Here is a 13,798-nt window from a genome sequence, read left to right as displayed (position 1 = left end):
GCCGAGGACGACGGCGCACCGGCGAGGGTTCATGGCAGGCTTGGGCCGATGACTGCGCACCCCGCTCCCGCTGACCCCGCCGACTCCCCGGAAGCCGCCGAGAACCGGGGCCTGACGCCCAAGGCCCGTCAGGCACTCGAGGGCCTGCCCCCCGCCCTGGCGGCCCTGGGCCACGCCTTCGTGCGCGCCGGGCATGAGATCGCCCTGGTCGGCGGGCCGGTGCGGGACGCCTTCCTCGGCGTCGCCCCCCACGACCTGGACCTGACGACCTCGGCCCGCCCCGAGCAGACCGAGAAGATCCTGGCCGCCTGGGGCGAGACCACCTGGGACGTGGGCCGGGCCTTCGGCACCATTGGCGCGCGCAAGGGTTCCACCATCGTGGAGGTCACCACCTACCGCACCGAGGCCTACGAGGTCGGCTCGCGCAAGCCCCAGGTGACCTACGGCGACACCCTCACCGGGGACCTCACCCGCCGCGACTTCACCGTCAACGCCATGGCGCTGCGCCTGCCCGACCTCGAGCTCGTCGACCCCTGCGGAGGCCTGGCCGACCTGAACGCCGGCGTCCTGCGCACCCCCGTCAGTGCCGAGCAGTCCTTCGACGACGACCCCCTGCGCATCATGCGGGCCGCCCGCTTCGCCGCCCAGCTCGGCTTCGACGTCGAGATGGACGTCATGACCGCCATGGAGGAGATGGCCCCCCGCTTGGAGATCGTCTCCGCCGAGCGCGTGCGCGCCGAGCTCGAGCGCCTGCTCATCAGCCCCTGGCCCCGGCGCGGACTGGAGCTCATGGTCCACACCGGCGTGGCCGACGTCGTCCTGCCCGAGCTGAGCGCCCTGCGCGAGACCGTCGACGAGCACAAGCGCCACAAGGACGTCTACGAGCACACCCTGACCGTCCTGGACCAGGCCATCGACCTGGAGACCGGGCCCGACGGGCCCGTCCCCGGCCCCGACCTGGTGCTGCGCCTGGCCGCCATCCTCCACGACATCGGCAAGCCCGCCACCCGCCGCTTCCTGCCCGACGGCACCGTCACCTTCCACGGCCACGACCACGTCGGCGCCCGGATGACGGCCAAGCGGCTGCGGGCCCTGCGCTTCGACAAGCAGACCATCAAGGACGTCTCCCGGCTGGTCGAGCTCCACCTGCGCTTCCACGGCTACGTCGACGCCGCCTGGTCGGACTCGGCCGTGCGCCGCTACGCCACCGACGCCGGCCCCCTGCTGGAGCGCCTCCACCGGCTCACCCGGGCCGACGTCACCACCCGCAACCGCCGCAAGGCCGCCATGCTGGACCGCGCCTACGACGACCTCGAGGAGCGCATCGAGGCCCTGCGCGCCGCCGAGGAGCTGGCCGCCATCCGCCCCGACCTCGACGGCGGCCAGATCATGGCCGAGCTCGGCGTGGCCCCCGGGCCGGTCGTCGGCGAGGCCTACCGCTTCCTCATGGACCTGCGCATGGAGAAGGGGCCCATCGGCGAGGACCTGGCCCGCCAGGCACTGCGCTCCTGGTGGGCGGCCCGCCAGAAGAGCTGAGGGAGACAGAGTGCTTGAAGCCTCAAGGGAGCTGCGGGTCGGTGTCGTCGGCATCGGGGCCCGCTGCTACCTGGCCGCGCTCGCGGACTCCTCGCCGGTCCCGGCCCGGCTCGTGGTCGCGGCCGACACCGCCTCCGACGCCGTCGAGCGCGCCCGGCGGCTCCTGCCTGAGGGCGTGGCGGTCGTGGCCGACCACCGCGACCTGCTGGGGTTCGGGATCGACGCCGTCGTCCTGACCACGCCCGACGACACGCACGAGGAGCTGGCCTGCTTCTTCCTTGAGGCCGGCGTCCCGGTCTACCTGGAGAAGCCCCTGGCCATCACCATCGAGGCCGCCGACCATATCTTGGAGACCGCCCGGCGCACCGGCACCCGCCTCTACGTGGGCCACAACATGCGCCATATGGAGGTGGTGCGGCTGCTGAAGTCGATCATCGACTCCGGGCGGATCGGCGAGGTCAAGGCCATCTGGTGCCGCCACTTCGTGGGCAACGGCGGCGACTACTACTTCCGCGACTGGCACGCCGAGCGCCGCCACGTCACCGGCCTGCTGCTGCAGAAGGCCGCCCACGACATCGACGTCATGAGCTGGTTGGCTCACTCCGCGCCGGCCCGCGTCGTCGGCATGGGTGGACTCATGGTCTACGGGGAGGCCGAGCGGCGCCCGGCGGGGACGAGCGCCGGCACCGTCATGCAGGACTGGTTCAGCCTCGAGCACTGGCCGGCCGACGAGGTGGACGGGCTCAACCCCGTCATCGACGTCGAGGACCACTCCATGCTCATGATGACCATGCGCAACGGGGTCATGACCTCCTACCAGCAGTGCCACTTCACCCCCGACTACTGGCGCAGCTATACGGTCATCGGCACCCGCGGCCGGGCCGAGAACCTCGGTGACGGGGCCGGCGACGTCGTCAAGGTGTGGACCGAGCGCACCGAGCACTACGCCGAGCGCGCCACCCAGGAGTACGTCATCGCCGAGGAGGGCACCGGACACGACAGCGCCGACCAGCTCGCCATCGACGAGTTCCTGCGCTTCGTGCGCGACGGCGGGGCCACCGAGGTCTCCCCGGTCAGCGCGCGCGACGCCGTCGCGGCGGGGGTGCTGGCCACCCGGTCTCTGCGCTCGGGCTCCGTGCCCTTCGACGTGCCCGAGCTCGACTCGGAGCTGGCGGACTACTTCCACCGTGGGCAGCACAATCCTCACACACTGACCGAATCTTCATAAACGACGCGGCTCCGCGTCATCTTTGAAGAAAATGTCGGTCTGTACGGTCGGTAGCACGTACAGTGCGAGCCGGGCGGTGCCGGTGCCTCGCGGGGGACCCGAGCCGCGGGCAGGACAGGCCGGAGCCGAGGAGAGCGCATGATTCACCACATCACCCTGACCGGGCGGAGCATCGCCCTGGCCTGCGACGGCACGGTGACCACCCAGCACGGGGCCGGCGGCGCCACCGGCGCGGTCTACGTCGAGGCCTCCCACCTGACCCTCCTGCATGACATGCGCGACGGCGAGTTCTACCGCACCGGCCAGAACTCCTGGTCGCCGTCGGGCTGGCGCCGCCTGAGCGAGGCGCCCATGCGTATCGCCAATGAGCAGCGCCGTCGGACCGCCGACGACGCCCCCTGGGACGACCCGGCCCGTCACCACTCGGCCTGGATGGCGGTCCTGGAGGACTCCGCCGGGGCGCTGCTCGTGGGCTGCCTGGACGGGCGCACGCCGCGGCTGCGCGCTGACACCGCGGTCCTGGAGGCCTTCACCGAGTCCGGCGACCCGGCGCGCTGGGTGATCCTGCCCGGCCCGGCCACCGCCGTCATGGCCCGCTACGCCCGCGAGCTCGGCGAGAGCCTGGGGGGCCGGGCGATCGAGCCGCAGAGCGTGTGGTGCTCCTGGTACTCCTACTACGAGGGCATCTCGCAGGAGGCCCTTGAGCGGGAGATCCCGCAGGTCGCCGAGCTGGGCTTCAAGACGCTTCAGATCGACGACGGCTGGGAGGTCGCGGTCGGCGACTGGGAGGCCGGCGAGAGCTTCGGCGACGGCATGGAGGCCGCCGCGACCCGGATTCGGGAGGCCGGCATGCAGCCGGGCCTGTGGGTGGCGCCCTTCATCGCCCTGCCGGGCTCGCGGGCCGTGCGCGACTACCCGGAGATGTTCGTCCACAACGCCGACGGCGGACTGGCCGTGGCCGGCTCCAACTGGGGCGGCGACTACTACGCGCTGGACACGACCCACCCCACCGCCCAGACCTACGTGCGCAAGCTCATCGCCAAGATCGTCCACCGGTGGGGCTTCAGCTACCTCAAGCTCGACTTCATCAACGCCGCCGCCATCCCCGGCTACCGGCACCGCCAGATCGACCGGGAGGAGGCCTACCGCACCGGGCTGCGCCTCGTGCGCGACACCGCCGGGGAGGAGACCTTCCTCCTGGGCTCCGGGGCGCTCATCATGCCCTCCATCGGGCTGCTCGACGCGGTGCGGGTGGGGCCGGATGTGGCCCCCATGTGGGAGAACTACGCCTCCGACGACCTGTCCGACGCCAAGGCCTACAACGCCCTGCACGCCGGCATCAACCGGCTCTGGCTGGGGCGGGTCATCGGGGTCGACCCCGACGTCGTCTTCTTCCGCCACCGCCGCAACCTCCTGGACGACACCCAGATGCAGTGGCTGCGTGACGTGGCCGAGGCCAGCCGCTACCGGTGCCTGTCGGACCAGATGACCTGGCTCGATGAGGAGGAGAAGGAGGCCGTGCGCGCCTTCCTGGCCGCCGAGGACGAGCCCCTGGAGATCCTGGGCCGCTACCGTTTCAGCCTGGGCGAGCGCGAGATCGACCTCACCGAGGCCATCGAGGGCAAGGCGTCGGCCTACCCGCTGTGAGCCGGGGCTGGGGTGGCTGTCTGGAGCCGGTTGAAGCTAGGCGGATCGCTTCATCGACTGTTTGGTCGTCTCTTCACAATCTGTTTGGTCGCCTCGGAGCCTGCGCATCGCTCTCGTGAGGCTCCGCAAGCCATCTCCATGCCAGCACAGGAGATACCGGTTGGTGGTCGTTTTGCGCTTGGGCCCGGTCGGCTGGGCCAGGGCGCCTACTGCACGAGGTTCGGGTGCTACTGGAGGAGGGTTGGGGATACTCCACCGGGGTCGGGGGTTCGTGCAGTACGCACAACCCTCGGTCAGTAGATCTCCACCCTCGTGGAGTGGGCCGACCCGAGGCGGGGCGGGCTAGCGCCGACGTCGAACCACCGCCGGGAGGCTGCGCAGGAACTAGAAGAGCCGGGCAGGCGATCAGACTGCGGGAGGGGAGGCCGGCTCCTGGGTTGAGAGCGCCCGGCCCCACCGCCAGGTCCTCGATTGCCCGGACCCGGGTCGGGGAGCCCGGCCCCGGGCGCGCCCCGCCGGCATTCCGTCGGGACTCCGCCGTCGGGCCCCGCCTACTTGGTGGGGGTGCGGCCCAGGGTGAGGTAGCCGGGAAGCGTCTGGTCCTGGCCGGCGCTGGAGAAGCGCAGCGGCTGGCCCGAGTCCAGCGGGTTGACCACGCGCACCAGGATCGTGTTCTGTCCGGCCGGGTCCGCCGGAAGCTGCCCGGAGAAGGTCTGGGTCTTGCCGACCGCGACCTTGCGCAGGTCGCCGCTGAGCGTGGTGCGCCCGACCTCCATGCCGTTGGAGGTGTTGATGGCCACCGCCTCCACATTCCAGTTGTAGTAGAAGGGCGCCACCCCGTTGTTGGCGATCTGCACCTCGACCTTGCCGTTGCGCATCCGCCAGCGCGCCACCGCCAGGTCGTAGCCGGTCTCGGTGGAGGCCTGCACGGTCCGCTCGCGCTCAGAGCCGTTGAGGGTCGTGGTGAAGGCCCAGTTGTCCACCAGCCAGCTCGCGTGCGTGGCCTTGATGGAGGCGTCGATGTCCACCGTTCCTCCGTTGGAGCCCGAGGCCATGCAGCTGCCCGGGTTGCGCACGGAGCACTCCTGGATGCCCGGGTAGATCTCGCCGCCGATCGGGTGCTGCTGCCAGGCCTGGTCCGCCTTGGCCTCCTTCAGCTTCGGCAGGAAGTGCCAGTCGGCGGTGTCCATCGTGGCGTAGCCGAAGGAGTCGTCGTGGTAGCCGACCCCGTGCTTGATCGTCTCCGCGGACGGGTAGCGCGCCAGTGTCGGCGTCACCTGGAAGGCGCTGCCCCAGGTGTCAACGAGGGTGTTCTGGTTCGCCGCCGATGGCATCCAGTTCTCGCCGGAGGGGTTCTCCCCGGAGACCTTGCCGTTCATCGGGTAGGTGTGCCCCTCGCCCCAGAAGCCCACCAGGCCGTGGGTGATGAAGGCCAGGCGCGGGTCGCCGTCGTACTGCTGGCCCAGGGCTGAGATGAAGCTGGTGAGCATCGACATCATCTCGGGGTCGTTGTAGTCCGGCGCCAGCGACTGGCCCGGCGCGTTGCCGTGGAACGTGTAGTCGTGGGTCGGCACCGCGTGGGAGCTCAGCAGGTAGGCCGGGATGCCGCTGGGGCGCCCGGGGTAGTCGACGTAGAAGCGCAGCACCGCCTGGTGCCCGCGCGAGGCGATGGCGTTGAGGTGCGCATCGAGCCTGTCCCACGAGTACGAGCCGGGCCCGGCGACGACGTCGCTGACCGGCAGCGTCAGCCACTCCATCGTGTGGGGCGGTGCGTTCTCCTGCAGCACCGGCGAGTGGGAGGCGTCCGCTGGCGCGAAGGGCATCATCCCCTTGAGCGGGTTGGCCTCCGGCGTGGCCGCCGCGGAGACCTCGATCCAGGCCCGGTTGCAGTTGCAGGCCCGGAACCCGGTGGCCAGGGACACCACGGCGACGAGCGCCATGAGGATGGCGCCCAAGCGCGGCTTGCGCCCCCTGCGGAGCCGGTCGAGCACCTGGTGTCCCAGAGAGGGCGTGCGATCGGAACCTGGGCCGTGCGATTGCTGCGCGGCCGCCGACGTGGAGCCGGAAGCTGCTGCAGAAGTGGTCTCGTCGTGCTGTGAATCGATCATAAAAACTTGTCAGGTAGGGACTTGGGCGTGGGTAAACCCTACCGGCCAGTTGAGCGGTCCACCTGTGCTATCGCTGACAACGTGCTCGGTTGACGGGGTGGAAGGCCTGTGCCACCCGTACTTTTGGGGGACATGAGAATTTCGCGCTGTGCCGCGTTCCGGCGGCGTTCCGGCGGCGTTCCGACGGCGTTCCGACGTCGGTGGGTGACGTCGGCCAGGGAGAACGTCGAGGGGGTCGTCGAGGCCTTCCGGGGCGGGATGGAATGAGAGGCGCCGTCGCCATGCGGGACGACATTGCCGCCGCGCGCATAAGCGGCCATGATGACTCCGTGCGCGTTTTCAATTTCTCCGCCGGTCCTGCCCAGCTCCCCCTGCCCGTCCTCGAGCAGGCTGCCTCCGAGCTCACCAGCTGGGGCGGATCGGGAATGTCCGTCCTGGAGGTCTCCCACCGTGGGGCCGACTTCGTGGCCTGCGCGGCCGACGCCGAGGCCACCCTGCGCCGCCTCCTGTCCGTGCCCGACAACTACCGCGTGCTCTTCCTCCAGGGCGGGGCCAGCGCCCAGTTCGCCGGCATCCCCCTCAACCTGACCGCCCCCGGTGACACGGTCGCCTACCTCAACACCGGCCAGTGGTCCGCCAAGGCCATCAAGCAGGCCGGCGCCTACGAGCTCGACGTCGTCGTGCCCGCCGACGAGGCCGCCTCCTCCTACACGACCACTCCCGAGCCCGGCTCCTTCACGGTGCCCGAGGTCGCCCGCTACCTGCACTACACGCCCAACGAGACCATCGGCGGCGTCGAGTTCGACTACGTGCCCGAGGCCGGCGAGGTCCCGCTCGTGGCCGACTTCTCCTCCACGATCCTCTCGCGGCCCATCGACGTCTCCCGCTACGGCCTCATCTACGCCGGGGCTCAGAAGAACATGGGGCCCTCGGGCCTGGCCGTCGTCATCGTGCGCGAGGACCTGCTGGGGCGGGCCCGCCCGGTGACCCCCACCGTCCTGGACTACCAGAAGATGGCCGACGCCGACTCCATGCTCAACACGCCTCCCACCTTCGCCATCTACCTGCTGGGGCTCATCGGCCACTGGATCGAGGACGGCGGCGGCCTGGAGGCAATGGCCGAGCGCAACCGCGCCAAGGCCGAGCTTCTCTACGGCTACATCGACTCCTCCGACTTCTACGCCAACCCGGTTCAGGAGCGCTCGCGGTCCTGGATGAACGTGCCCTTCACCCTGGCCGACCCCGCCCGCGACGCCGACTTCCTGGCCGGTGCCCAGGCCGCAGGGCTCACCAACCTCAAGGGGCACCGCTCCGTGGGCGGCATGCGCGCCTCCATCTACAACGCCATGCCGATCGAGGGCGTGCGCGCCCTCATCGACTACATGACCGACTTCGCCGCCCGGGCCTGAGCGCCCGCCGGCTCGCCATCCCGGCCGTCTCGCCTGGCCTGCGGGCCCGACCGGTGTACGGGCCAGCCATCGGCCCGCGGGCCCTGCTACCCGTCCCAACCGCTTCCTCCACCCGGACCGCTCTGCAGAAAGTACTTCCGTGACCACCAGCAGCGTTGACCACAAGTTCCGTATCCGCACCCTCAACGCCATCTCCGGGGCCGGCCTGTCCCGCCTGCCCGACGAGCTCTACGAGGTCGGCGGCTCCGTGGAGGAGCCCGACGCCCTCCTGGTGCGCTCGGCCAAGCTCCACGACACCCCCATCGAGGAGTCGGTCCTGGCCGTGGCCCGCGCCGGCGCCGGCACGAACAACATCCCGGTCGAGGCGCTCACCGAGCGCGGCGTGCCCGTGTTCAACACCCCCGGCGCCAACGCCAACGCCGTCAAGGAGCTGGTCCTGGCGGGCCTGTTCATCGCCTCGCGCAACCTCATCCCGGCGGCCCGCTTCGCCCACACCCTCGAGGGCGACGACGCCGAGATCGCCAAGGCCGTCGAGGCCGGCAAGAAGCAGTTCGTCGGATTCGAGCTGCCCGGCCGCACACTCGGCGTCATCGGCCTGGGGGCCATCGGCGTGCAGGTGGCCAACGCCGCCCTGGGGCTGGGGCTCAACGTCGTCGGCTTCGACCCAGGTATCTCCGTGGAGCACGCCTGGCACCTGAGCGCCGAGGTCGAGCGGGCCGACTCCATGGAGGAGGTCTTCCGCCGCGCCGACATCCTCACCGTCCATGTGCCCCTCATCCCCGCCACCCGCGGACTGGTGAGCACCCAGCGCCTGGCCCTCATGAAGGAGACCGCGGTGCTGCTCAACTTCGCGCGCGCCGAGATCGTCGACACCGACGCCGTCGTGGCCGCCCTGGACGAGGGCACGCTGCGCGGCTACGTGTGCGACTTCCCCTCAACGCAGGTCCACAAGCACCCCAAGTGCATCTCCCTGCCCCACCTGGGCGCCTCCACCAAGGAGGCCGAGCGCAACTGCGCCATCATGGCCGCCGACTCCCTGCGCGGCTTCCTCGAGGACGGGCAGGTCCACAACTCGGTGAACTTCCCCGAGGCCGTCATGGCGCGCCAGGAGGGCACGCACCGGCTCGTCATCGTCAACCGCAACGTGCCCAACATGGTCGGTCAGGTCTCCACGATTGTGGCCCAGCACGGGCAGAACATCGCCAACCTGCTCAACAAGTCGCGCGGTGAGCTGGCGGTGACGCTGGTCGACGTCGAGGGCGAGATCGAGCCCAAGGTCCTTGAGGAGCTGCGCGCGATCGACGGCGTGCTGTCCGCGCGCGGCATCTGAGCTGAGCCGGGGGCCCGCGCGGCCGGGGACGTCTCGCGCGTGCGGGGACATTTCTGTGCGACCGGGGGCGTTCGACGCCGTCGGGGACCGGATTCCTGTCCCCCGACGCGCAGGAGGTCCCTGACTGCAACGAGACGCACCCGGCCGCGTGGAACGTCCCCGACCGTCGGGGTCCGCACGTGCCACATGCACCTGCGGACCCCGTGGGATGTCAGAGGTTGTTGATCCAGGCCCGGCGGTGCCCGAACAGCGAGAGTGTGGGCTTGTAGAGGAGCACGTACTGCCCTCCGGCCGACACGTCGGCATCGAAGCAGACATCGCCGCTGACCGAGCCACCCGCGATGAGCGTGGATGAGGACAGGTGGTTGCTCGACCCCAGGAAGCCGCTGTTGCTGATCGCCCCGGCCGGGTTCTGCAACGTGAAGTCCAGGGCATTGACGTCCAGGGTGTTCTTGGAGCCGTTGGTGATCGTGATGGTCGAGCAGGCGGTGGGGCCCAGGGTGGCGTCGCCCGCGGCCACAGGCGTGGCGCTGACCTTGATGCCGTCGTCGTCGATCGTGTCACCGGCGTTTCCGACGACGTCGTCGCTCTGCTTCCCGGGGAAGCTCAGTGCGGAGTCCGACGTCTCGGCATCCTTTGCCGACTCCTGCTGCTGAGGGCTGGGTGCGGCTGCGGAGTCCTGACCGGCGGTTGCTTGAGCGGGCGCGCTGGCCATCGACTGGATGGACGGCGGGGTGGCGGCGGTAGTGCTCGAGTTCCCCGAGCCCCCACCACCGTTGAGTGCGGAGGCGATCATGCCGACGGCGATGAAGGCGCCGATACCGGTGAGGATCTTGTGGCGGGCGAACCAGGAGCGCTTCGGCTCGGGAGCGGGCACACCCATGCCTGCGGCCGGGGCGGGGAAGCCTGCGGCGGGGACACCGGAGGGGACACCGGCGGGTGAGGAAGGGACTGGGTTGACGGGGCTGGTCATGATGGGTCCTTCGAGATGCGGGAGGTGAGGCACTGAGCGGGATGCGGCAGTGCCCATCACGGTGTGTCGTCACCGGAGCTGACGGGATCAGCTGACGGGAACAACGATGGCCCCGGCCGTGCGGCGCGCACATCGACCGATGAGTCCGAGGCGGCCGTCCGAAAGGGCACTCATCGCGACTGACCAAAAGGACGATGCCTCCCGCGCTCTAGCGCCCGAATCGTGTCCTATCGGGCGATCATGCGTGTCAGTGCCCGGTTCTACAGTGAGCACATGTCAGTCCCCACCTACCCGCCCACTCCTGGACCCGGCACCCCACCCGTGTCGGGCTGGAGCGGTAGCCCTGGGGGCGGTCGGACTGAGCCCACTGCGCCCACCGTCGGGGCGCGTGCCCTGCCATACCCGTCGACCCCACCGGCCTACCCCTATCCCGCCTATCCGGGATATCCGGGGTACCAGGGGTACGCGGGACTCGCCCCGCATCCCTCATACCCCGCTCCTTCCGCTGCTCCCGGTACTCCTGCGGCGTCGGACCCGCGCCTCCGCCCCCCGATGACTGCGGTTCCCTCCACCCCTGCGCCGTACACGCCTGTAAGACCGGCTCGGTCGTTCACGGAGTCCCTGTCCCCGTCGCAACGTCGTGCCCTGCACGTCACTCTGACGATCCTGCGATCCCTGGGCCTGTTTGCCCTGTGCGCCATGGGGTTCCTTATCGCGCTGGGAACACGTTTCAACCATGAACAGGTTCTCAAGGAGAGCCATCACCCAGTGCTCGAAGCCGCTGGAATCCTCACGGGACTGGGGCTTCTCGTTGCGTTCTTCCTGCGTCGGCGCTGGCCGGTGCCCATCACGGTCGCCTCGGCGCTCGCGGGCATCGGGGTCTACCTGGACACCACCGTGGGACTCATCGCTTTCACCACCGTGGTGCGCCGGTCCCGGTCCCTGCGTGACCCTGTCCCGTGGGCCACGGGCGCGCTGCTCGCCGTCGGCACCCTGACGGCGCTCTTCCGGGACGCGAGCTACGGAGCCACCGGGAGCTCGATGATTGGTGCCTTCAACTCATCCTCCCCCGACCCTCATGCCGTGACCCATGTGTCGGTGCTGCAGGTGCTGTTCCTCGCGGTCGTGGCCATGTCCCTGCCGGTCGCCGTCGGACTGTGGCTGCGCGCGCGTGACGGGGAGAGGAAGGCCCGACGTCGCGCCCAGGAGGCGGCCGATGCCTCAGCCCAGGCCGAGCGCGCCGCCCAGGAGCAGACCCGGACCTCCACCCGGTTGGCGGACACTGTCAGCCTGCAGGCCGAGCGTGAGCGGGTGGCTCGCGAGGTCCATGACGGACTCGGCCACCGCCTGTCGCTGCTCGCCCTCCACGCCGCCGCCCTGGAGCAAGGCGTCCTGGAGACGTCGGAGAGCTCGAATGCCCCAGAGGGCTCGCAGGCTCCGGACTCAGCCGGCGCCGTCGGCGAGGATGATCCACGGGCCGCCGCCCAGCGTGTGCGACAGGAGGCCCAGGGTGCCATGCGGGACCTGCGTTCCCTGCTCGCCGTGCTGCGCGAGCCGGTGGGGGCGGTCGAGCCCGCCCCGCGCCTGGAGGATCTCAGAGAGGTGGTGGACGGGGTCCTTGCCGCCCGCCAGCCGCTGAGCTCCTCGATCTACCTGGACCGCGCTGCGCAGGCCGACGAGGTGCTCTCGCGAGCCGTCTACCGGATCGTCCAGGAGTCCCTGACCAACGCCCGCAAGCACTCGCCCGGTACGAATGTGCAACTGCGTGTCGAGGGCGGTCCGGACACCGGCATCGACATCACCTGCTCCAACCGGATCTCTCGGACCGAGCCGGAGGCTCACAATGCGGAGGCTCCCGAGGCAGAGGCCGGTGAGGCGCCTCAGGCCGCGGGCGCTGACCGAGGCGCAGCGTTAGGACCTGGAGTCGTCGTCGGCGACCCCCAGGGCGGCTCGGGCCTGCGCGGCATGGCCCAACGGGCGGCGATCTGCGGCGGCACGTTCCACGCCGGCCCCGACGGCCAGGGCAGGTTCGTCGTGAGCGCGCACCTGCCCTGGCGCTCGGCGGAGTCACCCCGCACCGATCGCTGAGCGGCCGCCAACCAGTATCTGAACAGCCCGAGATCGGAGATACCGGTCTGCGCGCAGCTCACGGGGAGGCACCATCCGGGGCCTGGGCCGTTGGGATGGTGATTGTGTCGGCGCACGCACCTAGGCTGGTCCCGTGCCCGATCCCTCCGCCGCCCCGGCCTCCTCGGCCTCCTGGTCCGCGTCCCCCGCACCGGTCCGCCCGGTCCGTGTCATCCTCGTCGACGACGACCCACTGACCCGCGCCGCCATCAAGCCGCTCCTGCGGCCGAGCCAGGACTACATCGTCGTCGCCGAGGCCGGTGACGGCCGTGAGGCGATCGACGTGGTGGGCCGGATCGAGGCCGATATCGTGCTCATGGACCTGGGCATGCCCGTCATGGACGGGATCGAGGCCACCCGCCAGATCTGTGCCGCACCGCGCCACCCCCACGTCGTGGCGCTGACCACCTGGGACGTCGACGACGCCGTCGTGCGCGTCATTGAGGCCGGTGCGGTGGGCTACCTGCTCAAGTACTCCGCCTCCGAGGAGCTCCAGGCCGGGCTGCGTCGGGTCATGGCGGGCGAGTCGGTGCTCTCGCCGGGGGCGCTTGCCGAGCTGCTGCGATATGTGCGTTCCCAGCCGACGGCCCCGACGATGACGGCCTATGACCTTCGCTCTCAGGAGCGTCAGCACGCCGTGGCCCAGGCTCAGCAGGCAGCAGCGGGGCTCAGCCGGCGCGAGCTCGAGGTCATCGCCGCGGCCGCCGAGGGACTGACCACTGAGGAGATCGCGAACCGGCTGTACATCTCGGTCTCAACCGTCAAGGCCCACCTGCGCAGTGCGCAGGAGCGGGTCGGTGCCCGTAACCGGGTGCACCTGGCGGTCCTCGCCGAACGCGCCGGGCTGCTGGGATAGGGATGAGCCACCCCGACCGGTGAGGGCCGGGCACTCTCACTCCACAGCTGGGAGCCTCCACCTCAGGTCTGGGAGCTTCCTCTCCTGGAGCCGGTCGCGCCTTCCCTGCTTGGCCGCTTCTGGCGCCTGTGTGGGGCCCGGAGGTCGTGGTTCGACGTCGGCGCCGGCGCACTCGCTGTACCAGTGACTCGGGCTGCCAAGGGCGCCCCGCACTCAGGCGCCTTGGCTGGGGACATCCTGCGCGTGCGGGGACATTCTGTGCGGCCGGGGACGTCCTGCGCGCCCGGGGACGGGAATGCTGTCCCCGACGGCGTCGAATGCCCCCGCCCGGAAGGACACGCACCCGGCCACGTGGAATGTCCCCGTCGTAGGCGATGGCCAGCTGGATGCAGGTGCCCAGAGCCGGAGGACGCACCTGAAGGCTCGCGGTCTGTACCCGCAGGGGGCCATGCTCGTGGCCTCAGGTGCGTTCTCGACGACGTGCGGGCTCGGTTGTCCGCGCGTACGGAGCAGGAGGACGGCAGGGTACTTCCGCGACGGAAACCTGGGGCAGCTGTCCGCACAGACGGAATGCCAGAGGACCG

At 70.5% G+C, this 13,798-nt stretch carries 9 protein-coding genes; 7 read left to right on the top strand and 2 right to left on the bottom strand.

Annotated features, from left to right (window positions below):
• The first annotated feature begins 48 nt into the window (after window positions 1–48).
• The 3 genes from HW274_RS12580 to HW274_RS12570 all read left to right on the top strand — a co-directional run bounded on the left by HW274_RS12580 (window position 49) and on the right by HW274_RS12570 (window position 4,411).
• Window positions 49–1,536 (top strand): CCA tRNA nucleotidyltransferase, encoded by a 1,488-nt coding sequence (locus tag HW274_RS12580; RefSeq protein WP_020992096.1) that lies wholly within the window; start codon window positions 49–51, stop codon window positions 1,534–1,536.
• A gap of 10 nt (window positions 1,537–1,546) precedes the next feature.
• Window positions 1,547–2,764, top strand: coding sequence for a Gfo/Idh/MocA family protein (locus HW274_RS12575; RefSeq protein WP_185988929.1), 1,218 nt, complete (start codon window positions 1,547–1,549; stop codon window positions 2,762–2,764).
• A 138-nt stretch (window positions 2,765–2,902) separates the two neighbouring features.
• Window positions 2,903–4,411, top strand: coding sequence for a glycoside hydrolase family 36 protein (locus HW274_RS12570; RefSeq protein ID WP_185988928.1), 1,509 nt, complete (start codon window positions 2,903–2,905; stop codon window positions 4,409–4,411).
• Between the two features lie 551 nt (window positions 4,412–4,962).
• On the opposite strand, the gene HW274_RS12565 is transcribed toward HW274_RS12570, so the two are convergent.
• Entirely contained in the window at window positions 4,963–6,519 is a 1,557-nt protein-coding gene (locus tag HW274_RS12565) for a DUF4832 domain-containing protein (RefSeq protein ID WP_185988927.1), read from the bottom strand.
• Between the two features lie 329 nt (window positions 6,520–6,848).
• On the opposite strand from HW274_RS12565, the gene serC reads away from it, so the two are divergent.
• Window positions 6,849–7,928, top strand: a complete 1,080-nt coding sequence (gene serC, locus HW274_RS12560) for a 3-phosphoserine/phosphohydroxythreonine transaminase (RefSeq protein ID WP_185988926.1) — start codon at window positions 6,849–6,851, stop codon at window positions 7,926–7,928.
• Between the two features lie 139 nt (window positions 7,929–8,067).
• Window positions 8,068–9,258: a phosphoglycerate dehydrogenase gene (locus HW274_RS12555; RefSeq protein ID WP_009406788.1), complete on the top strand. Its 1,191-nt coding sequence runs from the start codon at window positions 8,068–8,070 to the stop codon at window positions 9,256–9,258.
• 211 nt (window positions 9,259–9,469) lie between these two features.
• Here the strand turns inward: HW274_RS12555 and HW274_RS12550 are convergent, their stop codons facing one another.
• Window positions 9,470–10,231, bottom strand: coding sequence for a DUF4352 domain-containing protein (locus HW274_RS12550; protein WP_185988925.1), 762 nt, complete (start codon window positions 10,229–10,231; stop codon window positions 9,470–9,472).
• A gap of 699 nt (window positions 10,232–10,930) precedes the next feature.
• On the opposite strand from HW274_RS12550, the gene HW274_RS12545 reads away from it, so the two are divergent.
• A complete protein-coding gene (locus HW274_RS12545) occupies window positions 10,931–12,319 on the top strand; it encodes a sensor histidine kinase (protein ID WP_260679108.1) in 1,389 nt (462 codons plus the stop codon).
• Between the two features lie 133 nt (window positions 12,320–12,452).
• Window positions 12,453–13,214: a response regulator transcription factor gene (locus HW274_RS12540; protein WP_081376178.1), complete on the top strand. Its 762-nt coding sequence runs from the start codon at window positions 12,453–12,455 to the stop codon at window positions 13,212–13,214.
• The last annotated feature ends 584 nt before the right edge of the window (window positions 13,215–13,798 follow it).

The organism is Actinomyces sp. oral taxon 169, from assembly GCF_013394715.1.
In the GTDB taxonomy this organism is placed as follows: domain Bacteria; phylum Actinomycetota; class Actinomycetes; order Actinomycetales; family Actinomycetaceae; genus Actinomyces.
This window is presented reverse-complemented; position numbering and strand designations above follow the sequence as displayed.

Coding starts and splice junctions, on each gene's coding strand:
- HW274_RS12570 (WP_185988928.1), top strand. CDS start 2,903: ATGATTCACCACATCACCCTGACCGGGCGGAGCATCGCCCTGGCCTGC.
- HW274_RS12580 (WP_020992096.1), top strand. CDS start 49: ATGACTGCGCACCCCGCTCCCGCTGACCCCGCCGACTCCCCGGAAGCC.
- HW274_RS12545 (WP_260679108.1), top strand. CDS start 10,931: ATGGGGTTCCTTATCGCGCTGGGAACACGTTTCAACCATGAACAGGTT.
- HW274_RS12550 (WP_185988925.1), bottom strand. CDS start 10,231: ATGACCAGCCCCGTCAACCCAGTCCCTTCCTCACCCGCCGGTGTCCCC.
- HW274_RS12565 (WP_185988927.1), bottom strand. CDS start 6,519: ATGATCGATTCACAGCACGACGAGACCACTTCTGCAGCAGCTTCCGGC.